The 21,119-nt window shown below is 51.4% G+C and carries 18 protein-coding genes and 7 pseudogenes; 11 read left to right on the top strand and 14 right to left on the bottom strand.

Features of this window, described 5'->3' with window-relative positions; translation table 11 throughout:
- Window positions 1-89 precede the first annotated feature (89 nt).
- From H7R58_RS24365 to vapB, 4 genes are all read right to left on the bottom strand, one after another.
- Window positions 90-1,112, bottom strand: coding sequence for a helicase UvrD (locus H7R58_RS24365; RefSeq protein WP_000361404.1), 1,023 nt, complete (start codon window positions 1,110-1,112; stop codon window positions 90-92).
- Window positions 1,097-2,659, bottom strand: coding sequence for an ATP-dependent nuclease (locus tag H7R58_RS24360; protein ID WP_182934823.1), 1,563 nt, complete (start codon window positions 2,657-2,659; stop codon window positions 1,097-1,099). The genes H7R58_RS24365 and H7R58_RS24360 overlap by 16 nt, the downstream gene beginning before the upstream one ends.
- Before the next feature lie 73 nt (window positions 2,660-2,732).
- Complete coding sequence (locus H7R58_RS24355; RefSeq protein ID WP_001044770.1) at window positions 2,733-3,149, bottom strand: type II toxin-antitoxin system VapC family toxin; 417 nt, start codon at window positions 3,147-3,149, stop codon at window positions 2,733-2,735.
- Window positions 3,146-3,376 carry a type II toxin-antitoxin system VapB family antitoxin gene (gene vapB, locus H7R58_RS24350; protein WP_001261282.1) on the bottom strand — a complete coding sequence of 77 codons (231 nt, stop codon included), beginning with the start codon at window positions 3,374-3,376 and terminating at the stop codon, window positions 3,146-3,148. Before vapB ends, H7R58_RS24355 begins: the two co-directional genes overlap by 4 nt.
- Here vapB and H7R58_RS24345 point away from each other — a divergent pair.
- The 4 genes and pseudogenes from H7R58_RS24345 (at window position 3,333) to H7R58_RS24330 (ending at window position 5,809) form a co-directional block, all read left to right on the top strand.
- Window positions 3,333-3,793, top strand: a pseudogene (locus tag H7R58_RS24345) (hypothetical protein). The gene vapB and the pseudogene H7R58_RS24345 overlap by 44 nt on opposite strands.
- Window positions 3,794-3,950: 157 nt before the next feature.
- Entirely contained in the window at window positions 3,951-4,307 is a 357-nt protein-coding gene (locus H7R58_RS24340) for a hypothetical protein (protein ID WP_035894354.1), read from the top strand.
- 44 nt (window positions 4,308-4,351) lie between these two features.
- Entirely contained in the window at window positions 4,352-4,960 is a 609-nt protein-coding gene (locus tag H7R58_RS24335) for a hypothetical protein (RefSeq protein ID WP_035894352.1), read from the top strand.
- A gap of 66 nt (window positions 4,961-5,026) precedes the next feature.
- A complete protein-coding gene (locus H7R58_RS24330; protein WP_035894351.1) occupies window positions 5,027-5,809 on the top strand; it encodes a site-specific integrase in 783 nt (260 codons plus the stop codon).
- A 197-nt stretch (window positions 5,810-6,006) separates the two neighbouring features.
- On the opposite strand, the gene H7R58_RS24325 is transcribed toward H7R58_RS24330, so the two are convergent.
- Window positions 6,007-6,312: a ribbon-helix-helix domain-containing protein gene (locus H7R58_RS24325; protein WP_035894350.1), complete on the bottom strand. Its 306-nt coding sequence runs from the start codon at window positions 6,310-6,312 to the stop codon at window positions 6,007-6,009.
- Window positions 6,309-6,935, bottom strand: a complete 627-nt coding sequence (locus H7R58_RS24320; protein WP_008502208.1) for a ParA family plasmid-partitioning AAA ATPase — start codon at window positions 6,933-6,935, stop codon at window positions 6,309-6,311. The genes H7R58_RS24325 and H7R58_RS24320 overlap by 4 nt, the downstream gene beginning before the upstream one ends.
- 231 nt (window positions 6,936-7,166) lie before the next feature.
- Between H7R58_RS24320 and H7R58_RS24315 the strand changes: the two are divergent.
- Window positions 7,167-8,039 (top strand): annotated as a pseudogene (locus H7R58_RS24315) (hypothetical protein); the annotation flags it as partial.
- Here H7R58_RS24315 and H7R58_RS25690 read toward each other — a convergent pair.
- The 3 genes and pseudogenes from H7R58_RS25690 to H7R58_RS24305 all read right to left on the bottom strand — a co-directional run bounded on the left by H7R58_RS25690 (window position 7,996) and on the right by H7R58_RS24305 (window position 11,434).
- The gene (locus H7R58_RS25690) at window positions 7,996-8,616 is read right to left on the bottom strand and encodes a conjugative transfer relaxase/helicase TraI domain-containing protein (RefSeq protein ID WP_413774325.1); all 621 of its coding nucleotides are present in this window, start codon (window positions 8,614-8,616) and stop codon (window positions 7,996-7,998) included. The pseudogene H7R58_RS24315 and the gene H7R58_RS25690 overlap by 44 nt on opposite strands.
- Window positions 8,617-8,782: 166 nt before the next feature.
- Window positions 8,783-10,417: pseudogene (mobF, locus tag H7R58_RS24310) on the bottom strand (MobF family relaxase); the annotation flags it as partial.
- Window positions 10,418-10,465: 48 nt separating this feature from the next.
- On the bottom strand, window positions 10,466-11,434 hold the full coding sequence (locus H7R58_RS24305) for an IS5 family transposase (protein WP_072193960.1): 969 nt from the start codon (window positions 11,432-11,434) through the stop codon (window positions 10,466-10,468).
- 705 nt (window positions 11,435-12,139) lie between these two features.
- On the opposite strand from H7R58_RS24305, the gene H7R58_RS24300 reads away from it, so the two are divergent.
- Entirely contained in the window at window positions 12,140-12,607 is a 468-nt protein-coding gene (locus tag H7R58_RS24300; RefSeq protein WP_051910836.1) for a lytic transglycosylase domain-containing protein, read from the top strand.
- A gap of 43 nt (window positions 12,608-12,650) precedes the next feature.
- On the opposite strand, the gene H7R58_RS24295 is transcribed toward H7R58_RS24300, so the two are convergent.
- Together H7R58_RS24295 and H7R58_RS24290 are read right to left on the bottom strand one after the other, a co-directional pair.
- Window positions 12,651-13,472: a DUF932 domain-containing protein gene (locus tag H7R58_RS24295; RefSeq protein ID WP_182934822.1), complete on the bottom strand. Its 822-nt coding sequence runs from the start codon at window positions 13,470-13,472 to the stop codon at window positions 12,651-12,653.
- A 25-nt stretch (window positions 13,473-13,497) separates the two neighbouring features.
- The gene (locus tag H7R58_RS24290; RefSeq protein ID WP_072011460.1) at window positions 13,498-13,677 is read right to left on the bottom strand and encodes a hypothetical protein; all 180 of its coding nucleotides are present in this window, start codon (window positions 13,675-13,677) and stop codon (window positions 13,498-13,500) included.
- Between the two features lie 66 nt (window positions 13,678-13,743).
- On the opposite strand from H7R58_RS24290, the gene H7R58_RS24285 reads away from it, so the two are divergent.
- Both H7R58_RS24285 and H7R58_RS24280 read left to right on the top strand, forming a co-directional pair.
- Window positions 13,744-14,441 (top strand): IS1 family transposase gene (locus H7R58_RS24285; RefSeq protein WP_227674994.1). Its coding sequence is split into 2 segments (ribosomal slippage): window positions 13,744-13,993 and window positions 13,993-14,441, totalling 699 coding nucleotides; the frame shifts between segments, so codons are not numbered across the junction.
- A gap of 414 nt (window positions 14,442-14,855) precedes the next feature.
- Window positions 14,856-15,329 (top strand): annotated as a pseudogene (locus tag H7R58_RS24280) (DDE-type integrase/transposase/recombinase); the annotation flags it as partial.
- A 36-nt stretch (window positions 15,330-15,365) separates the two neighbouring features.
- On the opposite strand, the pseudogene H7R58_RS24275 reads toward H7R58_RS24280, so the two are convergent.
- The 3 genes and pseudogenes from H7R58_RS24275 to H7R58_RS24265 form a co-directional block, all read right to left on the bottom strand.
- Window positions 15,366-15,824: pseudogene (locus H7R58_RS24275) on the bottom strand (IS3 family transposase); the annotation flags it as partial.
- Between the two features lie 80 nt (window positions 15,825-15,904).
- Window positions 15,905-17,413 (bottom strand): group II intron reverse transcriptase/maturase, encoded by a 1,509-nt coding sequence (gene ltrA, locus H7R58_RS24270; protein ID WP_001189123.1) that lies wholly within the window; start codon window positions 17,411-17,413, stop codon window positions 15,905-15,907.
- 672 nt (window positions 17,414-18,085) lie between these two features.
- Window positions 18,086-18,771, bottom strand: a pseudogene (locus H7R58_RS24265) (IS3 family transposase); the annotation flags it as partial.
- Window positions 18,772-18,951: 180 nt separating this feature from the next.
- Here H7R58_RS24265 and umuC point away from each other — a divergent pair.
- The 3 genes and pseudogenes from umuC to H7R58_RS24250 form a co-directional block, all read left to right on the top strand.
- A pseudogene (gene umuC, locus H7R58_RS24260) lies at window positions 18,952-19,992 on the top strand (translesion error-prone DNA polymerase V subunit UmuC); the annotation flags it as partial.
- Between the two features lie 78 nt (window positions 19,993-20,070).
- Entirely contained in the window at window positions 20,071-20,322 is a 252-nt protein-coding gene (locus tag H7R58_RS24255) for a type II toxin-antitoxin system Phd/YefM family antitoxin (protein ID WP_004206783.1), read from the top strand.
- 53 nt (window positions 20,323-20,375) lie between these two features.
- Window positions 20,376-20,681, top strand: coding sequence for a hypothetical protein (locus H7R58_RS24250; protein WP_016156495.1), 306 nt, complete (start codon window positions 20,376-20,378; stop codon window positions 20,679-20,681).
- The last annotated feature ends 438 nt before the right edge of the window (window positions 20,682-21,119 follow it).

The raw sequence follows: 21,119 nt of genomic DNA, 5'->3' as shown, positions 1-21,119 counted from the left end.
CGAGAACCGGAACCGCACCTGTCCAGCCGGTATTCCCGTCGATGACCCTCGCTTTTTACTGATTTGTGCCCGACTGAGAAGTCGGTAACTCAGTTTCGGAATCGGCGCAGATGAGTTTCGGGAACAAAATAAATGTTGCCGCGCGCCCGTGAGCATGCCACGTACAGCCTGTTACGGGACGACGGTGGAAGGGTTGCCAGTTCCTGACGGGTCAGAAGCTTCCAGTGGGAGGATCCCATCACAATGCAGACATCCTGAAAGTGATCGAGCCCTTTACTGGCGCCCCAGTTCATGGAATAGCAGCCGTAACGGTGATGTTCACGATAGAAGAGCTTAATCACCGTATTATCGGCGTGCAGGGTGGCTGAGCGCTCTGTATCTGCGATCGTTTCAATCAGGGAGGCATGTATCCCATGGGCAGCGATACGGATGTTCAGTTGCCCGGTGATAAACTCGCACACTGAAGCTGAGCAACGCCATGTCCGGTTGAGCGTGTCCCGGTCAACCGCGAAACCTGCTGCGTCGAAGCGGGCCTCATATCGCGTGATGTCGTCGTGCAGCGTTGAATTAACGTTGCCGTCATGGCTTGTATCAAAGGTATGCTGATAAAAATCGCCGCAACAGAGCACAGTGATTTCCGCGCGGCAGAGCTCCAGCAGAAAATTAAAGTCATGTCCGGCAAAGTCCTGGACTTCATCGACAAGCAGTTCATCATAGTAACGGGCAAGCCGGATACGGATATCCGGCAGCAACCCCCGGGCTGTCAGTAAATGTGCGAGCCTCCGGTGATACAGCCGTCCGGCGGGATCCTGATAATGCCGGGCATTCGTGCGCGGTATTCTGGGTGGGGGCTGGTCGAAGCTCAGGCCACGCGATGCCAGCTGCTCCTGCAGGAAAGGCCGGAAGCAAAAACCGTGCAGAAACTCAAACCAGGTCATCACCCTGATCCCTTCCGGGATAAAGCCAAAACGTCTGATAATCTGTGCCCGCAGATGCGCTTCATTATTCACGGTGAAGGTCAGGAGCAGCGTCCTCCTGTCCTCACTCAACCGTCGTATCAGCAGCGTGGTCTTGCCCGAGCCGGCAACCGCAAATATCACTCTCTTATCCATGCCAGTGCCTCCTGAATATAATCAGGTACGGTCAGCTCTCCGGCGTGCAGCTGTAACAGCCGGAATGCTGCTTCTGCCTTATTGGCCAGCATGTATTCCTGCACCGTGAGTGTCCGGCGGGGTCCGCGGAAAAGCGTATCACACAGATCAGCGTTATCCTGATACATGCTGATTTCAAATGTGGATCGGGTGTTATCGCGATCAGCAAATACCCGGGAGCGGGAACAAATCACGTCAGCATAGCGTTCATCGCAGTTTTGCTGATAGTTGCCGTCATTATCACGAAGGGCCGCGACGCGATTTTCCAGAAGACGGGCCAGTTCAAGATAACGACGGAAACTCGTTCCGCCGATAGCGATGATGTGAACTCCGTCTTCCTCCGGTGCCCTGCCATACAGGCGGCGATAAAAGGCCTCGATCAGAATAAACTCAGCATCCCCCTCCACGAGCAGCACACGTCTGGCCAGCGCAAATTCCAGTACGTTATTATCCGGTGCTTTCATGAAGAAGGCGGCAGTCTCAGCGGAAAGTTCATTCATCAGTACCGGCCGGGCAGACCCGAGGAGGATTGCCTTACGCAGATCGAGGCGGGAGGAGATATGGCTGCTGTGTGTGGCAATAAACACCTGCGTCTGCCGTTCAGTGGCAAGCTGATTAACCAGCCTCTTCATACTGACATGGCTGAGATGATTTTCCGGCTCCTCAAGCAACAGTACGTGGAGCTCTCCCTGCTGCTGATGCCGCTGCAGCGCAAACTCCGTTTTGATGAAGCACTGCCTTCCTTTTCCACGGTGACGAATGGAAATACCGTCCTCGGTAATGTCTAGATTCGCCTCAAGCCCTGATTTAGCACCGGAACGCACGCCAAACTGATACGTTTCCAGCGTGTCGTTTATGGCTGACAGATGCCGGGTGCAGAAGTGCATTTTCTGTTGCCGGTAACTGTTTTCAAGCCGGTACCGATCGGCCACCGGCACATTGACGCTGTAAACTGTGCGCGTATATTCCTGTGCGGCGTGCTCGTTATCGATGCGTGCACTGTCTAAGAGCAGATGGCGCAGATAGCGTCTGAAGCTGGCGAAATGACCACCGGAGAAGGTGCTGAACCGCACGGAATAGTATTCATAGGGAAAATTATCGGGATCCTGCTGTAGTACATTGTGAATATCCTGGCCGTATTCCTCCGTCATTGGTGCAATACGCATTCTGAGACCATCCGCATTGATACCCGCCAGATTTTGCCTGCCGTTCAGGTCAGGATCTCCCCCATTACTCAGGAAAACGTCAGCTGTCAGCACGGGTAACTGATCGGCGCGGCGCTCACCTTCCTGAAACTGCCTTACTGCTGACTGGGACAGGAGCGATTCCACACCCAATGCCTCGACCCGGTGCCGGCTGTCACTCAGCACAAGGTCAAGGGCCAGCAGAATCGTGCTTTTCCCGGACTCATTGTCCCCGACCAGAATGTTACGGTCATGAGTGAAGCGCAGGTCCAGTTCCGGAAACTTTTTAAAGTTTTGCAGCATAAGCCGCGTGATCAGAGGCATCTTTTATTCCTTTATATACCGCTGACTGAAAGAGTGTCCGGCTGCGCCAGACCGCCTGTTTTGTTTTACAGCGTTATCTTACCCAGTCTTCCAGCACAAGACCCGGTACCCGCTCAAATTCCCGCGTATTATTCGTCACCAGCACGGCACCGGCGGCGATGGCGTGCCCGGCAATGGCCGTGTCGTTCGGGCCGATCGGCGTCCCGGCCATTCGCAGCGCCACCTTAATCTCCGTGGTGGCGTCCACCGCAGCGCGATCCCAGGGCAGGATGGCATCGAGGCGGGCGCAGAACGCGTCGACCAGCTCGACGTGGCGCGGGGAGGCCTTCGGGCCGGTGGCCCCGAAGCGCATTTCAGAATAAGTGATGGCCGAGACAACGATGCGCTGGCCGCGCAGCACCGCCTGCTCCAGGCGCTTCAGGACGGCTTCCGGCTGCTCGCGCATGATGAACGAGCAGATACAGGTGTCGAGCATATAGGTCTTGTTCACAGGTTAAATCGTCCTTCGTCGCTGACAACGTCCTCGCGCTCCGCCATAAAGTCCGGGTCTGCCTTCTCGAACTGCGCGAACGAGCCCCAGGTCGGCCGGACGGGACGCAAAATAATGCTGTCCCCTTCCCGGACGATCTCCAGCTCGCTCACTCCCTCAAAATCCAGATCGCGGGGCAGACGAATGGCGCGGTTATTGCCGTTTTTAAAAATGGATACAGTTCTCATCATTTCCTCCTGGCCGACCGGCCTGTATGACTATGTTCAGTATATGCAGATGCAAAGCATATGTATAGTCATAGCATATGCAGATGGTAAGTATATGCGTATGCCACACCTATGCAGATGCCCGGCATATGGATATGTTGAACCTATGTTGTATTCTCTCTTTTCCCGGTCAGATCCGAAAAAAGCTAGTTCCGGATCTTCTTCCCAGCCTCCGGGGCGCAGCGGCGCAGAAACACAAGATGTGCCACGCGGTCAGCTGCGTTTTCTTCTATATATAGTGTTTATCCCCTTCCCCGTGACCCGTCGCGCAGGGGCAGATATTGCCGCTTTGCTTATTTCGTGTGCGTGGTACACTTCCGGAAACTTCATAAAGTGCGAAAAGTCGGATCCAACCGGAACGGCCGTCCGGTAATTTAACGGCGTGGCTATATGGCTGCTTATTATCATCATGCAAATGATAACAACAGGGTAAAATAATCCGGGTGACAGACGCAGGGTTGTGCGCAGACAGATCTGCCGCCCATCATAATTACTCTGAGTGACTATTTGCCAGCAAACCAGAAAGGAGATCAGGATGGGACGTTCAATACCGGTGAAGATTGGTCAGAAGGAATTCAAATCAAAAAAAGCCGCCGTCAGTCATTTTATGGATCAGTGCGGGGTCGTGAAGGAATCTGGCCCGATCCGCGAAGGGGATTTATTTGAAGATCTCAGAGAGCTCTATACCCGCTATTGTGAGCTTACAAAATGGGAGCTAGGTAACCGGGAGATTTACGCCTTCTGCGTAGATTATGACCCCCGTCATACCAACCAGAACTATGGCTCATATCTGTGCTACTGGGTCCAGTTTTCACCAAAGGATAGACTGTCCTTTTCGGTCAGAGAAGCGGTGGATGAGATCGCCAAAGCTGCTGCAACTGAACAACGGTAACTAAGGGCGGGATTTCACAGCAGATCATCGGAAAAGAAAAAGCTATGAAAAAGAAAAAAACGTCAGAACCGGGGTTACTGGCAAGCGACAGCGACTGGCACAACAACGCATGTTTGAATTACATGCGTGATCACGGCACAGCTTACACGGAAGGTTACAGGCGGGCTGCTGACATTCTGATTAAACACATTGATGAATCCGGGCGGGACCAGGATTTTCTGGTTTATCCGGTGTTGTTTCTCTACAGGCATCACATCGAACTCCTTATCAAACAGATTATCGGATTGGCTCTGGCACTGGCAGAAGAGCCAGATAAATACCAGTACAAAAAAGATAACCATAACCTGAATACCTTATGGCCGCTGGCACAAAAGCTGATCCTGGAGGTTGATGGTAGCTACCGAACTTCCGATTTAAAAATCGTCAAAGAGGTGGTTAAAGCTCTTCATCAGGCTGACGAACGAGCGACAGATTTCCGATATGCCAGGAGAAATGACGGCACCCGGAGCCTTGAAGGAATTCATTACGTCAACACCCGCCGCTTTGGGGAAAAAATGGGAGAGGCTTCCGATTTACTTGACGGGGTCGACAACGGCCTCCGGTACTTGCTGGACTGTAAGGCCGAATGGAATCAAATTCTGGACAGCTTCTGACAGCCAGAAACGGCGCGAAAAACCATCAGACTTACCTGAACAACTAATGATACTGAGATACCGATCATGACTGGCCTCATACCTTCAGCTACTTCTCAGGGCTCAATGGCCGCCCTGCCAGTGACCATCGACTATCCCGCGGCACTGGCCTTACGGCAGATGGCGCTCGTTCAGGACGAACTACCTAAATACCTGCTGGCGCCGGAAGTGAGCGCCCTGCTCCACTATGTGCCCGATCTGCACCGTAAGATGCTGCTGGCCACCCTCTGGAATACGGGCGCCCGCATTAACGAGGCACTGGCGCTTACTCGAGGGGATTTTTCGCTGGCGCCGCCCTACCCGTTCGTGCAATTGGCCACACTCAAGCAGCGGGCGGAAAAAGCGGCCCGAACTGCCGGCCGTTCGCCTGCAGGCAGTCAGACGCATCGCCTGGTTCCGCTTTCTGATGCGAGCTATGTCAGCCAGCTGGAGATGATGGTGGCCACTCTGAAAATACCTCTTGAACGTCGTAACAAGCGAAGCGGCAGAACCGAGAAGGCACGTATCTGGGAGATTACCGATCGGACGGTCCGCACCTGGCTCAGCGAAGCGGTTGAAACGGCTGCGGCCGATGGGGTGACGTTCTCCGTGCCGGTGACCCCGCACACATTCCGCCATTCCTACGCGATGCACATGCTGTACGCAGGCATACCGCTGAAGGTGCTGCAGAGTTTAATGGGACATAAGAGCATCAGCTCGACGGAGGTGTATACGAAGGTGTTTGCGCTGGATGTGGCAGCACGGCACCGGGTGCAGTTCCAGATGCCGGGCGATGAGGCGGTGGCGTTGCTTAAAAAAACAGGTGGCTAAGATAGCAAGGTAACAAGATGGTAAGTTACTATCTTACTATCTTACTATCTTGCCATCTTGCTATCTTGCTATCTTGCTATCTTATTATCTGATTAACTTAGTAACCATGCCACCTTTAACTACCAACTTCACAAATTAATAAGTTAATAAGTTAATAAGTTAATAAGTTAATAAGTTAATAAGTTAATAAGTTAATATTACTTTAATCTCGATTTTTCAATCAGTTGAGAGATTTCTTCTCGTGATAAATTTTCTAATGCCATCACTGCAGCTCTAACTACATCGGATCTATTTACTCTCCTGTTCCCTGATAATATCTCTTCCTTAATGACATTATCGATTGAGTTAAGATTCTCTTCAGCAAGAGAGATACTGACTGGTTTTGCTTTACTAGTCGCAGATTTGTTACTTGGTTCATCTGGATTTTTTGCAGTGAGGCCAGCTGTGCCTCCGTTTATAAACGAAGCTTCGTCTCTTGGCGGTGTATGTGCTCTATTCCTCATAGAATGATCTCCTTAACCAGAGCTTCAATTTCTTCTTGGGCTTTGATGTTCTGTGTTTCAAAAATAGTCATTGATTCGGCCCAGGCATCCCTGTGAGCTTTTCTGTCACACACGCGAGCATTAGACAGATTCATTTCCGGAAAGTCTTTGAGAACATCCGCTGCCTGATTAGCTTCATTAACGAACATGTTAGTTGGTGTCATATTCAACACTAAATACCCACGTACAGACTCGTTGAAATCTTTAGCTGCAGTAAAAACAGAGCATGTATGTGGTACGACATCCAAATCCATTTGGGACGGTCGTAAAGGAGAAATAAACACATCTGCAGCCATTAATCCGCTTCGCATCTCTGCACTGTCACGGCCAGCACAATCGGCGATTACAAAGTCATAAGATTTTTCATGCTCTTTTAGCATGGCTTTGATGTTGCCGGACGCTCCAGTCACAGGCATATGAGGCAAGTTCTCTGGTCGATTGTTATACCAGGTCAGTACTGATTTTTGATCGTCGGCATCTACAATGAGAACTCGCTTTCCTAGCGCCATAAGATATGCAGCGATAGAAACTGCGAGCGTACTTTTACCTACTCCACCTTTTTGACTACCAAGAACAATGATCATATTCCGCACACCTTGTTTGTTATCTTATTAAGATAATAGGATATTAAAAAATAATTTTCAATATATCCGCCGCTTGCATCTTGCTATCATGTTAACTTGTTATGTTAATAAGGTAATGTAATTCAAGAAGATATTATTAAGTTTAAACGCTTTGCTATCTTAATAAGATGTTATGATATCAAGATATTATCTTGATATCATAATCACACTTTTGAGTGAAGGAGTAAATCAATGGACCTTGTGTGGAAAAAAAATCCAAGGGGAAGGCTTGAAAGGAAACTGAATCTGGCAGAGAGAGAGGCATTGCTGCATGTTTTCAGCAACAGTCGAAAACCCGCTCAGGCTGATTTACGTATAGCAAATTCTGTGCTTGAAGAAATGGACCGCCGTAAGCTGTGGTTAAAATGTGATTGCGTCGAACATGACCCGAACATTGAAGGTCCTTTTAACTGCGAGGTTAACGTTGCCAGGTTACGCCACGTCAAGACGACAAGACAGCATGATGAACAGTGCCCTTTGTTCAGGCTAAAGAAAAGTAAGGATGCTGATAACACTATCACTGAAGGAAAAACCAGCCCATTAAATCCGGTTGGCGGGAATGATTGGTTACCTGACAAGAAGAAAGACAACAAAATCAACGCTGTGGAAGGGCCGGTAGTGCCCCGTAAGCGTCGACGCAAAACTCTTAAACCCATTCCGGCTCTGGGCCGAAAATTGCTGACTCTCATTCAGGCAGCTGGCCTGAACCAACTTGAACTAGTACCTGAATATAAAAGTCCGGGGTTAGTCGGTTCGGTCAATAGAATAAAAGAAGTTCTGGATGAACATACAATGGGCAATGGAAGACAGCTTAATATGCTGTTCAGTTGCGCGCCCTGGCTGTCCCTCGAACGGATTAACGACATGCTGACTCAGCTGGAAATTTCACTGCAGACTGATAGCAGTGATAAGGAGGCATGCGTGTATATCATTGGTATTGCGACCGATGCCAATCGGGAAGAAGTAACCTTTAGCGTTCGTAGTAATACTTTTATCCATAGGCCTGAAGCCCGAGTCAGTATCAATGGAGAAAGCACCTACAACACTGGCAGTCGGGCCCCATATCTGCTTTGACGGTGAGATCAGGAATCCTGATTTCCGTCTCGATGCCAGCAATACCAGCAGCCACTTTTTCTTCGTTCGGAATGACGGTCCCACGGGTAAGTTTCAACAAAGAGGCTGACGGACGAACCTCCCCCGTTTGCCAGACAACCCCATCTTTGGGATGTCGTCGAACAGCATCGAGTGCATCCTCCAGTGATCTGGCCACGTGTGTTTCGCCGCTGCTGCTTCGTTGCAGGATGGCCCCCTGCACACCTTCCGTAGCAACCATCCGGGTTTCGCCCTGCGTTAGTCGCCCATTGCTCGATGCAATTAGAGAAACTAGCGCCAGCCCTGCATTCTTCCCGTTCTGATCAAACAATCGAATAGCAGCAGCTGGTTCAGGATGCCGGCGAGTCGCCGGGATAATTTTCACGTTGAGCGTATCGGCGGGGAGTCCCTGATGCTTAATCCATGTCCGTCCGATTGCTGTACGTCCTGCCGGTTGTCCCATAGCCCAGATAACCTTTGCTTGCTGCCGCTGAGTTTCAGGTTTAAGGGCATCATGTGCCGTTTTAATTTCACGATCAGGAGACTTCACGGCATCAAGCCATTTCCCCACACCGTCGCTATAGATTTGAACATGTTCCTTTGCTCGGGATGCCGTAATGTAAAATGCACGTAATGTCGCCAGACCTCGCCGTCCTTCCTGAGTACCTTCCAGTGATATAACGTAATCACGGCTGGTACCCTGAGCCCCATAACCTGTAGAGGGGTTGGCCAGCCTTTATGTCGATAAATTTCCCCTTATGCTCAACGGTCAGTCCCGAATCAGATACAGCTGAAACCGTCAGACGGTCCTTTGCTTTAAACCCTGCAGATTTGTCGGTCGCAACAGCAATCAGTTTTTCCCCGGCACTGATATTGATTTCCTCCCGGTTAAATAGCCTCCAGTCAGAAGTCAGTTCATTCAGCTTCTGCCGGACCAGTACACCATCCTGATCGATGAGTGAAAGTACTCGGGTGTCTTCGTGTACCCGGTCAATCACAAAGTGACGGGTTTCTTTTTTGTCGCTTCGGTCCTCGAGTACCTGACCAGGTTTAAATGACCCCGTCATCCTCCGGGTTTTACTGTCGAGCCAGACTGGAACCCGGGCCTCTACCGTGACACCGTCACGTTCAAGTTGTCCGGAATTCTGCAATGCGTCGCGGATCAAGCTGGTCAGATGTTTTTGCTCGCGCTGTCCGACCACCACTGCCGTTACGGTTTCCTGACCGCCACTGAGTTCGGCATATCGACTGGCAAGAGCGTCATAACGCGTCCGCTTATCTGCAATACTATTTACCGTGGTTTCAAGCCCTGTTGTCTGGACGTTGTATCGGGTACGGTTAACGCCGGCAGACTCAAGAACCGACATCGCATTACCATTCGCCTGACGACCGGCGCTATCCAGGAAGATAAGCTGGGCATCCTTTTCACGCGCTTCACCGAGGAGAACCAGAGTTTCTTTTAACCCCAGACGTTCGGCACCTTCGATGATTAGTGTGCTTTGGGGTTCCCTATCTGCCGAATTAAGTGTCTCGGCTCGTTCGGCTGCAGTGTCCATATACCCGGCAATGTCGAAGCCCTTTTCTGCCATCTGGCGTGTCCAGCGTTCCATCAGACGCATGCGCGATGGATCGACTTTAGCTTGCCGGGTATCTTTTGCGGCCACATCCCGGCTTCGCAGCGTTGCTTCCGCGCCGACAGCCCCCTCAATTTCCTTACCTCGGGAAGAAAATTCCTCCCGGACCTCTTCTGGGACGCCCTTAATTTCCCACATTCCATGTGGGCCGACCTCTTCAACCTCATGGCCCAGAGCTTCCACGCGCTCCCGGAGGGCGTTACGGTAAATTTTCCCTAACGTAACCTGCATCTTCATGACGGTTTCAATGAAGCCTGCGTTATGGATGTAATCTGTGGCCAACGCCTTCCACTTCCCTTGGGATTCCGTCATATTGGCCACAATGAGATGGGTGTGCAGCTGAGGATCAAGATTGCGGGATGTATCATGCGTGAAGGCTGCAGCAACCATTTTGCCGGTGGGAACGATGGACGTGATGCCATCATGGGTATCCCGTGCGGATACGAGTTTTTCTACGTAACCAGCCGCGATCTGAACAGCCTGGTTATGGGCTTCAAGCATCCCCTTATCATTACCAATCAGGGCCAAAACGGAAACGCTTTTTGGGGCTGAGAACGTCAGATCATGCCCGGCACGGTGGACATGATTTCCGTCAATTTCGCGGCCAAGTCGTTCGCCATTATTCAGATAGCCCTTCAGGACGGCGGTAAAATTATCACCCCTAACATCGCCTTCAAGTCCAAGGGCTTTCGCTCCTTCACCAATCCAGAGGCTTTGTTGAATAAATAAGATTTCGTGCGAACGACCCTGTAGCTGGCTGGATTTTCAGGCAATACGCACGCTTTCTGGCATCCCGGCCTTTGTCATCCTGTTCAACGCACGCACCATGGCCATAGCTTCCGCTACCTGACCATCGTAGTCACGCAGCGTCAGTGAATCTCCCAACAACTGCTTCATTCTGTACATTGCCGTTTCCGCTATCGAGCGACGGTTATATTCCGTTGTCCATTTCCACCGTGCATTGCTTCCGCTCAGCCGCTGATTAGCAACGGCACGGTTGCGGTCTGCGTACTCACCGGGCCAGTAACCTGCTCCTTTTCGGGGAGGAATAAGCGCGCTGATTTTTTTGCGGCGCAGTTCATCGTGACAGAGCCGGGTATCGTAAGCCCCGTCTGCCGCGGCTGCCCTGATTTTTCTGTGAGTCTGCCGGATAAGGCCCGGGAAGGCTTCTGAGTCCGTGACGTTATTCAGCGACAGGTCTGCACAGACAACTTCATGTGTGTTGCTGTCAACAGCAAGATGCAACTTTCGCCAGATACGACGGCGCTCTTTGCCGTGCTTTCTGACTTTCCATTCGCCTTCACCAAAGACCTTCAGCCCGGTGGAATCAATCACCAGGTGTGCGATTTCACCCCGAGTGGACGTTTTGAAACTGACATTAACCGACTTTGCCCGCTTACTGACACTGGTGTAATCCGGGCAGCGCAACGGAACGTTCATCAGGGCAAAAATGGAATCAATAAAACCCTGCGCAGCCCGCAGGGTCAGCCGGAATACGCGTTTAATCACCAGAACGGTGGTGATGGCGAGATCAGAATAGCGCTGGGGCCTTCCCCGTGATGAAGGCGTTGCCGACTCATACCAGGCCTGAATCGCCCCATCATCCAGCCAGAAAGTGAGGGAGCCACGGTTGATGAGAGCTTTGTTGTAGGTGGACCAGTTGGTGATTCTGAACTTTTGCTTTGCCACGGAATGGTCTGTGTTGTCGGGAGGATGCGTGATCTGATCCTTCAACTCAGCAAAAGTTCGATTTATTCAACAAAGCCCTTTGAAATATATGTTTTTACGTGACATGGTATTTTTCCCGAAGTTTAAGACAGTGCTGCCTACGGCACTATTCTCATCAATATGGCCCTGAAAGAGGTGACTGATGTCTGTATGCAATCTGTTCGCTTCTCGTCTGGTCCAGGCTTATACAGGTGTGTTATAGCGGCACTGTCTATGTGTGTCAATACGGCACTGTTCATACTTTACCTGCTGTTTTATAACAGTACACACAAATAACACACACAACAGTGCCGTATCAGGCACCAACAGGTGTGTTAATCAGGCACTGTTGTGTGTGTGGGTTGCCACACCTTTTGGGGCAATACTTGCAAAAATCGTAACTTTTCAAAGTTATCACCATGATTTTAAAGATTAAATCTGCAAGGCGAAGCCTTGCGTGGGGTGTGATGTTTTATCAGTAAGAGTAGAGCGGCCTGAAAATAGGAAAATTGCGTTAGCTTCTTCTATTCCAGGATGTCAGTAAAAGCCTGGCAGGAAGCGCCTCACGCGCGTTTGTAGTGAATTACCTTGATTAAAATGATCGGCGCGGGTATTTTTAAAAAAATCGGTCTGTAGTGCATCCTGTAGATTATGTGAGTGCATATTATGAAAATAAATTTTCTTGCACCATTGCTGTTCGCAATAGTGTTCCCTACCTCAGGTGCACCCCAAATGTGCTTCGACCAGGCCGGAAAGGATTACAATATTGACCCGTTACTTTTAATGTCGATCTCAATTCAGGAAAGCCGCCTGATTGCTAATGCAACCAACAGCGCAAATCGGAACGGCACAGAAGATGTCTGCGGAATGCAGATCAACAGCTCACATTATAAAAAGCTCGCCGGATTTAATATTACACGGCAACGATTGATGAATGACCCTTGCATATGCGTTTACACGGGTGCCTGGGTGCTGGCGCATAACTTCAGGTCATACGGTAAAAACTGGGATAGCGTAGGGATGTATAACACGGGGCCATCGAAGAAGCTGATTGTTCAACGTCGGGCATATGCTGAAAAAATCAAAAGTATATACCGTATACTTCAGGCCAGAAAAATTCTTCTGGATAAACAGCCGACAGAAAAGACCGCTGGGGTTCTCACAAAAGACCACGATGGCGTGCCAGAAATCACTCAGTGATCAAGGTATAAAAAAGCCGCTCAGATGAGCGGCATTTTTATTTTTATGATTTGAGCTTTGCAAACTCTTCAGCAAGTTTCCATAAAGCCTGATTTAATTTGATGTCACCATCAATTCCGGTCACCTCCCGCGTTCTGGTCATCTTTCCCTTTGCTGACTTTCCGCGAATACCACCACGAATAACATTCTCCTGCACGCGGTTAAAAATCGTCCATAAATCGGAATGATTATCTTCCCAGCGTCGAGGATGAATAACCTGCTGAGCGGTAATGGGTGAATGCTCGCCATTGTATTTATACTCGAGCACAGCTTCACCCAGGATAAGTTGCTCGCGTTCTGACAACATAACGCCTCGCATCATATCGATACTGCTTTCAACATTATCGAAAGTTTTCAGAACTTCATAAGCACCTTCGATTACCTGCCCAACGATATCACCTTTATGCGGTACGCTTATTTCACCGAAGTTCTTCCAAGCGACCAGTCCATTCGTGCAAATCTGCCGAAACATCCCCGGAATCATCTTGTAGCTGCTTGAACCATCATGGCTATTCAGCAGAATAATTTCTGGTACTTCTTTTCCGTTCAGCTGGTCATGGCGACGCAGACGAATTAAGTGCTTAGTAAAATCTCGCTTATCAATATCGCGTGTCCGAGATTGTGTTGCAAAGTAAGGTTGAAAACCTTCACCGCGTAAACGGTCGAGAATGTTAATTGTCGGAATGTATGTATAACGTTCTGAACGCGAGTCGTGTTTATCTTCTGAGAAGGCACTCGGGACAATGCGCGCCAGTTCATCATTAGTCAGTGGGCGATTCTGACGGATTGAGTTTGGAGTACGATAACGGGATGCAAAGCTGACCATATTGGTTTCCTCTTCAGTTAAAATATCAGTTAATTGATGGATTAATTACGCGAAAGAAATGATCCATAGGAGCACCGGCGGCCACCGGATATCCATCGACAACCCATACAGAAACATAATCTGCACAGTTATCATTCAGCAGTGTTAATTCCAGACTATTTTCCGGCGGAGTAAATTCCATCGGTTGAGTGACACCTTCAGTCACTCGTAAAACCCGGTAATGGTGCCAACTTACTGATTTAGTGTATGATGGTGTTTTTGAGGTGCTCCAGTGGCTTCTGTTTCTATCAGCTGTCCCTCCTGTTCAGCTACTGACGGGGTGGTGCGTAACGGCAAAAGCACCGCCGGACATCAGCGCTATCTCTGCTCTCACTGCCGTAAAACATGGCAACTGCAGTTCACTTACACCGCCTCTCAACCCGGTACGCATCAGAAAATCATTGATATGGCCATGAATGGCGTCGGATGTCGCGCCAGTGCACGCATTATGGGCGTTGGCCTCAACACGATTTTACGACACTTAAAAAACTCAGGCCGCAGTCGGTAAACTCATGCATACAACCGGGCAGTGACGTCATTGTCTGCGCTGAAATGGATGAACAGTGGGGCTACGTCGGCGCTAAATCACGCCAGCGCTGGTTGTTTTACGCGTATGACAGGATACGGAGGACGGTTGTGGCGCACGTATTCGGTGAACGCACTCTGGCCACGCTGGAGCGTCTTCCGGGCCTGCTCTCGGCCTTTGAGGTCGTGGTATGGATGACGGATGGCTGGCCGTTTTATGAATCACGCCTGAAGGGAGAACTGCACGTTATCAGCAAGCGATATACGCAGCGCATTGAGCGGCATAACCTGAATCTGAGACAACATCTGGCAAGGCTGGGACGGAAGTCACTGTCGTTCTCAAAATCGGTGGAGCTGCATGACAAAGTCATCGGGCATTATCTGAACATAAAACACTATCAGTAAGTTGGAGTCATTACCTAAAACCCAGCAGAACAGATCCGTAAATTGATCCACAGTCAGTTCGTCCCCCATCTTCCTGGAAGATTCCTGAGCGGCGGTTCTGACGTTGACGTTTTGTGTGTTCATCCTGGTTGTCTCCTCTCGATGGTTAATCCATCTCCCTGGTGAGTTCTCTCGCGGCAAAGGGCAAAGGAGCAACGGCGGTAAGCGGGACGCAAGGGGCGATGACGGAAAGTTTTTGCTCGCAAAAAGTTTATGGCAGCGTTCATTTACCCCTTGTGGAACGCGTCGCCGGTGCTACGAACAGCCCTCCGCGTGAGGACGGTCAGGGTGATGGCCATCGATAGCGAACAGGATGCACACACCCGACACGTCGGAACGGCGTGGCGCACTCAGAGCGACGGCGACGCCAGCGCGGTTATCCTCAACATCATCAGCGATATGCCGAGTTATGGTTATCGACGCGTGTGGGGCATCCTGCGCAAGCAACGTCGCACAGAGGGACAGCCACCTGTGAATGCCAAACGGCTTTACAGGATAATGAGCGAGCATAACCTGTTGTTGTTGCATCACAAACCAGAGCGACCGAAGCGTGAACATAAGGGCAAGATAGCGGTGGCAGAAAGCGATATGCGCTGGTGTTCAGATGGCTTCGAGTTCGGCTGCGACAACGGCGAAAAACTGCGGGTAACGTTCGCGCTGGACTGCTGCGACCGTGAGGCCATAGACTGGGCAGCAAGCACGGGAGGCTATGACAGTTCGACCGTGCAGGATGTGATGCTGAGGTCGGTGGAAAAGCGCTTCGGCGACAGGCTGCCCGACACAGCGGTGCAGTGGCTGACAGACAACGGTTCAGCATATACCGCGCATGAAACGCGGAGGTTCGCCAAAGTGGACTGACCCCACGTCCGTAGACAAATTCTGTCCTCACGACGAGGCCTGTTCAAAGGCCTCAGGACTGACGCCGCCGAGATGACTGTGGCGCCGGGCCCGGTTGTAGAACACTTCAATGTAATCGAAGATATCCGCCCGGGCCAGATCCCGGGTTTTATAGATACGTTTTCTGATGCGTTCTTTTTTCAGTGAACTGAAGAACGATTCGGCCACCGCATTATCCCAGCAGTTGCCACGCCGGCTCATGCTTGGGGCCAGATTATTGGCCCGGCAGAAGCGCTGCCAGTCGTCACTGCCGTACTGGCTGCCCTGGTCTGAGTGAACGATAACCTCGCCGTCGGGTTTACGTCGCCAGACCGCCATCATCAGCGCGTCGGGCGCCAGTTCGCGTGAGAGCGTGGGTTTCATCGACCAGCCGACCACATTACGGGCAAAGAGATCGATAACCACCGCCAGATACAGCCAGCCCTGCCAGGTGCGGAGTAGAGTAAGAGGCAGGGCGTAGTCGGACTATTTCCCTGCCTCTCCTCCCCGAACCGGACGTGCACCTTTCAGCGCATCCGGCTCTCCATTTAAATGCTGGCGAACGCCATTGCCACTTCTGTAAAGCGCGATGTATACGTGTTTCTGGTCTCCGTCCTCAGATAGGGATTACCTTCGGGTAGCCGCCAGCGGAACAGCTTCTTGCCTTGCCCCACCAACCGGTACAGTATTTCGCCGCTGAGCTTGCCGTGATTGGTTTTACCAAATAAAACCCACGTTTTGCTCTGACCCGGTTTCGGTGATTTACACCACCACCTCATCAGGGAAGCGATACCTGTACGGTATTTGCGGGCCAGCCAGTGAGCCAGCTTCCAGAACACGACACGGTCGATATAACTGAAGACTTTGGCCTTAAAATCAACGAACTGATAGAACATGGCCCAGCCTTTCAGTTTTCGGTTGAGTTGTTCAGCCATATCGACTTTGCTTTCACTGTAGTTGCCTGATAACAGTGCTGTCAGCGATGCGGCGAAGTTTCTGGCTTTCTCCTGCGGGATCGTTGAGACCACTCGCATCTCGCCATAACGACTGCGTTTGCGAATGATCCTGTGCCCCAGAAAGATAAAGCCGTCATTAACATGGGTGATTTTAGTCTTATCCATGTTCAGCCTGAGTTTCAGACTGCCTTCGAGCACACCCCGACACTCCTCCCTGATGGCTTCCGCCTGTGCTTTGGTGCCTTTGACGATGAGGACAAAATCATCGGCATAGCGGCAGTACGCCACCGCGGGTTTCCACTGCCAGTTTTCTCTGACCGCCGTACTTCGGCCCCGTTGGATACTGTTATTCCAGTACCACCGATCTTTTCTGGCTTTCCCGCTCAGGTAGCGCTCATGCAGGTATTGATCGAACTCATTCAGCATGATGTTCGATAATAGCGGCGATATAACACCGCCCTGTGGCACACCTTCACTGGCCGCCCGAAAGAGACCGACATCGATATGTCCCGCCTTGATGGTTTTCCACAGCAGAGTCATGAAACGTGCGTCACTGATCCTGCGGCGTACAGCCTTCATCAGCAGTCGATGATGTACGGTGTCGAAGTAACTGGACAGGTCGCCTTCAATCACCCAGCGTCCCCGGGTTTCACCACAGTCTGTGAGCTGTAATTTCACCGTGCGGATCGCGTGGTGGACACTGCGCTCAGGCCGGAAGCCATATGAGAGCGTATGAAAATCACTCTCCCATATCGGCTCCATCGCCATCAGCATGGCCCGCTGAACAATACGATCCCGCAACGCGGGGATACCCAGTGGTCGCAGTTTGCCGTTGCTTTTAGGGATGTAAACCCGTCTGGCGGGCAAGGGCTGGTAGTGGCCTGAGAGTAATTCATCCCTGAGGATTTGCAGCTCAACAGCCAGTCTGGCCTGTAGCATTGTTTTGTTCACGCCATCAACGCCGGGGGTATGGGCCCCCTTTGATGAAAGCGTGATCCGCGCCGCTTCAGCCAGCCATTCTGGTTGTGTTATCAGACGCAGCAGCCGTTGAATCCGTAGGGACGGATCGGTGACTGCCCATGTGGCAAGCTTGCGTTGCATTTCGCTGATTATCAAAGGTCTTCACCTCGTTAGGTCAGTTAATTCACGTCGCAAACACATTCAAACTGCTTCCCTTCGCCATGTAATGGGCTTTCCCCATCGCGGACTACTACGGAAGCTCCGCCAGCCAGCGCGTCATCGGAGCCATGCCCCCTTAACATCCGTCGCTGACCTTCCCCGGTTTACCTGCCTGGACTCAGGCATACTGAGGAGGCTGCCCGTCGCACTCTTTATCCTTGCTTGCCGCAAGTTGGCAGAGGTCAGCAACGCAAGCGTGATAGACGCTGCTGCCCCGGTGTTTCGCATACATGTCAAAACACCTTCGACCGGCAGTGCTTACGTATCACTGCCAGTTCCTCCTGCACGGCCTGTCAGATCACGTAGGCCGTGGTGACGTTTTCAACCCACAGAGGCGGATTAACGGGTTCATGTTCTTCAGCCTTTCAGTACTTAACCTTGAGGATCATCTCGGCTTAGTGATCTCGCCTCAATCCCCGTTGTCAGCGGGTTACATCACCCTGCGGGCATGCCGCAGGTCACTGCCGCTCAGGTTCTCCACCGTCACACCCGGTGGGATTGTTGGGTTTCTCATCGTGAGTTACCGGTTCAATATTCCAGACAGACTCGCGGTTCATTTAAGCATCCATGCCCGCCCTGAACTCCGGGCACACTATAAGTAATATCGGTGACCCAGACCTGGTTGGCCCGGACAACGGTGAACTGCCGCTGCACGCGATTAGGAGCAACGACTGAAGGCCTGCCAGAGATACGACGTGGTGCTTTATAGCCGCGCACAGCTTTAATCCGGTTCAGTTGCATGATCCGACCCACCCGATTTTTACCGCAGGTTTCCCCGATTTCATTCAGATCGCCATGAACCCGCCGGTAACCGTATACGCCTCCGCTCAGGGAATATGAGTCGCGGATAAGCATCAGCAGGCGTTGGTTATCTTTATCACGCGCTGAGACAGGGTTATGCAGCCACGCATAGAACCCGGCCCGGGCGACATTCAGTACCCGACACATCGTCATCACACCCCATACAGTGCGGTGCTCATTGATAAAGCGGTACTTCAGTCGGGCTCCCTTGCAAAGTACCGCGCGGCCTTTTTCAGGATATCCCGTTCTTCTTCGGTGCGTTTTAGCTGCGCCCGGAGTTTCAGGATCTCGCTTTTAGCTTCCAGTAAATCCCGGGCATGCTGCTCGCTGTTATCAGGTTTAATCGCCCGTAACCACTTATAGAGACTGTGTGCGGAAACGCCCAGACGGTCAGAAACTTCGGCCACGGAATAACCGCGTTCCGTTATCTGACGGACGGCTTCTTCCTTAAATTCAGGTGTAAATCGTGGTGTGCCCATACGCTCCTCCTATGCTCAAACTATAGGGCAGGATCGTCTACCGTGGTGGGGTCAGTCCAATATACGAAATTGTTAGTCGTTTATCTTGGTATATGGGAACAATTTCTGACACCTGCTTTGCGTTTATAGCAACTATTTAAAGCATGAATTATTTATGTAGATTTTCTATTCCACATAAACGCTAGCCTGAGTAACCGCGTGGTCGCCCTGCTGGAGGAGCTGTCTCCCCGCGTCGAACAATACTCGATAGACGAATGTTTCCTGGATGCCCGGGGAATTGGCCAATGTATGGATCTGGAGGATTTTGGCAGGCAGCTGCGTGGGCACGTTCTCAGTGGAACCGGACTGACGATCGGTGTCGGCTGCGGCGCCACAAAAACACTGGCCAAATCGGCGCAGTGGGCGTCAAAGGAATGGCCACAATTCAGGGGGGTGCTGGCGCTGTCGCCCGATAATCCACGCAGGACGGCAAAATTACTCAGCCTGCAGGCGGTGGAAGAAATCTGGGGCGTGGGGAACCGGATAGCGAAAAAGCTGCACGTTATGGGGATCACCACCGCCCTGCAGCTGTCGCTGACGAACCCCGCGTTTATCCGCAAAAACTTCAACGTAGTGCTGGAGCGCACGGTACGTGAGCTGAACGGCGAGAGTTGCATTTCACTGGAGGAAGCGCCGCCGCCGAAACAGCAGATTGTCTGCAGTCGCAGCTTCGGGCAGCGGATCACCACCTATGAAGAAATGCGCCAGGCCGTCTGCCAGTACGCCGAGCGCGCAGCAGAAAAGTTGCGAGGTGAGCGGCAGTACTGCCGGCATATCAGCATCTTCATCAAAACCTCCCCTTTTGCGGTTAATGAACCGTACTACGGTAACGTGGCCACTGAGAAACTGAACACCCCTACCCGTGACACCCGGGACATTATAGCGGCAGCGGTCAGGTCTCTGGGCAGGACCTGGCTCGATGGCCACCGCTACGCAAAAGCGGGGATAATGCTCAATGATTTCAGCCCGAACGGCGTTGCACAGCTGAATCTGTTCGATGACGTGCAGCCACGGCCGCACAGCGATGCGCTGATGAAGGTGCTCGACGGTATTAATCATTCAGGACTCGGGAAAGTCTGGTTTGCCGGACGGGGTATTGCGCCGGACTGGCAGATGAAACGGGAGATGCTGTCACCGGCATATACCACCCGCTGGAAGGAGCTGCCGGTTGCCCGTTTCTGACCGTTGAAATGACAGAAGGGACTTGCCGCCAGAGCTTACTTTACCGATCATACAGATGACTTGTCTCAGGGGGGAACCATGACAAACATCATTCTGTGTGATGTGACTGCCAGCGTCAGCGAACTTAAAAACGATCCGGTGGCCACCGCCAGTGCCGGCGGCGGCTACCCGGTCGCGATTATTGACCGCAACCGCCCTGTTTTTTATTGTGTGCCCGCGGCTCTGTATGAACAAATGCTCGATGCGCTGGACGAAAAAGACCTGGTGCAATTGATCACAGAACGTCAAAACCAGCCGCTGCGTGAAGTGGATCTCAATCAGTATCTGTGATGTGCTCCGGTGCGAGGAGCAAGGAATGTATTAAATCAATGTTAAGGAACAATATGGGTAGCAAAATCGCAGGTGTGGTTTTCTTATTCTTCACTGTCTGGGGAATGGCTTCAGTGATTGAATTGCAGTACTGGCGTAACGCTGATACCTATCCTGTCTGGCTGACAAAACATCTCCGGATCTCTCCCGAAAATAACGAAAAGAGCCTGATAAGGATAGGAATGGAAACCTTTGACAAGGTATGTGGTGATAACAGGGGCCTCCTTGCCGTCACCCAAAAACAAAACGGTATGTTTATGCGCTGTGATGATTCCCCCGGATTTTTTTCATGGTTCAGCGGCGTTTACAAAGTCAGTTAATCAGATAACGTGTTGGACTTTCAATATGTTACCCACACGGTTATCCCCCGTTACTGTGGATAATCAATATATTGTGTCTCAGACAGCTGCTTTTTCTACCATATGTTGTGTCCCTGATATCCCCTCGGACGGCGTGACAAACGACATCACACTGGAGACGCTGATGACGGGACCATGTTCATCCAGGGTCGTAAGAACGGCCGGGACTGGTTACCGGCCGGACGAAGGACCGGCCAACGCGCAGCGGCGGCAGCTGGTTTTAAAAATGCTGGCGGAAATTTAAAATTAAGCCGCACACCCCGCGAAATTTTGCAAATTTCACTCAACATGCTTCGTTCAGATCCCAACAGAGCTTTCACCATCACCTGTAATAGCCGCCCTGCTGCGTGATTACTCCGCTCAACAGGTTGCTGGCGACAAGCCAATACCTGTTCGTGA

The sequence above is a fragment of the Klebsiella sp. WP4-W18-ESBL-05 genome (assembly GCF_014169075.1).
Lineage (GTDB): Bacteria > Pseudomonadota > Gammaproteobacteria > Enterobacterales > Enterobacteriaceae > Kluyvera > Kluyvera ascorbata_B.
Note: the sequence above shows the minus strand (reverse complement) of the source record. Positions and strands in the feature narration are given on the sequence as shown.

Excerpts from the sequence above, each read along its gene's own strand:
- H7R58_RS24365 (WP_000361404.1), bottom strand. The coding sequence starts at position 1,112 with ATGGATAAGAGAGTGATATTTGCGGTTGCCGGCTCGGGCAAGACCACG.
- H7R58_RS24360 (WP_182934823.1), bottom strand. The coding sequence starts at position 2,659 with ATGCCTCTGATCACGCGGCTTATGCTGCAAAACTTTAAAAAGTTTCCG.
- vapB (WP_001261282.1), bottom strand. The coding sequence starts at position 3,376 with ATGAGAACTGTATCCATTTTTAAAAACGGCAATAACCGCGCCATTCGT.
- H7R58_RS24340 (WP_035894354.1), top strand. The coding sequence starts at position 3,951 with ATGGGACGTTCAATACCGGTGAAGATTGGTCAGAAGGAATTCAAATCA.
- H7R58_RS24335 (WP_035894352.1), top strand. The coding sequence starts at position 4,352 with ATGAAAAAGAAAAAAACGTCAGAACCGGGGTTACTGGCAAGCGACAGC.
- H7R58_RS24330 (WP_035894351.1), top strand. The coding sequence starts at position 5,027 with ATGACTGGCCTCATACCTTCAGCTACTTCTCAGGGCTCAATGGCCGCC.
- H7R58_RS24325 (WP_035894350.1), bottom strand. The coding sequence starts at position 6,312 with ATGAGGAATAGAGCACATACACCGCCAAGAGACGAAGCTTCGTTTATA.
- H7R58_RS24320 (WP_008502208.1), bottom strand. The coding sequence starts at position 6,935 with ATGATCATTGTTCTTGGTAGTCAAAAAGGTGGAGTAGGTAAAAGTACG.
- H7R58_RS24300 (WP_051910836.1), top strand. The coding sequence starts at position 12,140 with ATGTGCTTCGACCAGGCCGGAAAGGATTACAATATTGACCCGTTACTT.
- H7R58_RS24295 (WP_182934822.1), bottom strand. The coding sequence starts at position 13,472 with ATGGTCAGCTTTGCATCCCGTTATCGTACTCCAAACTCAATCCGTCAG.
- ltrA (WP_001189123.1), bottom strand. The coding sequence starts at position 17,413 with ATGCAACGCAAGCTTGCCACATGGGCAGTCACCGATCCGTCCCTACGG.
- H7R58_RS24255 (WP_004206783.1), top strand. The coding sequence starts at position 20,071 with ATGACAAACATCATTCTGTGTGATGTGACTGCCAGCGTCAGCGAACTT.
- H7R58_RS24250 (WP_016156495.1), top strand. The coding sequence starts at position 20,376 with ATGGGTAGCAAAATCGCAGGTGTGGTTTTCTTATTCTTCACTGTCTGG.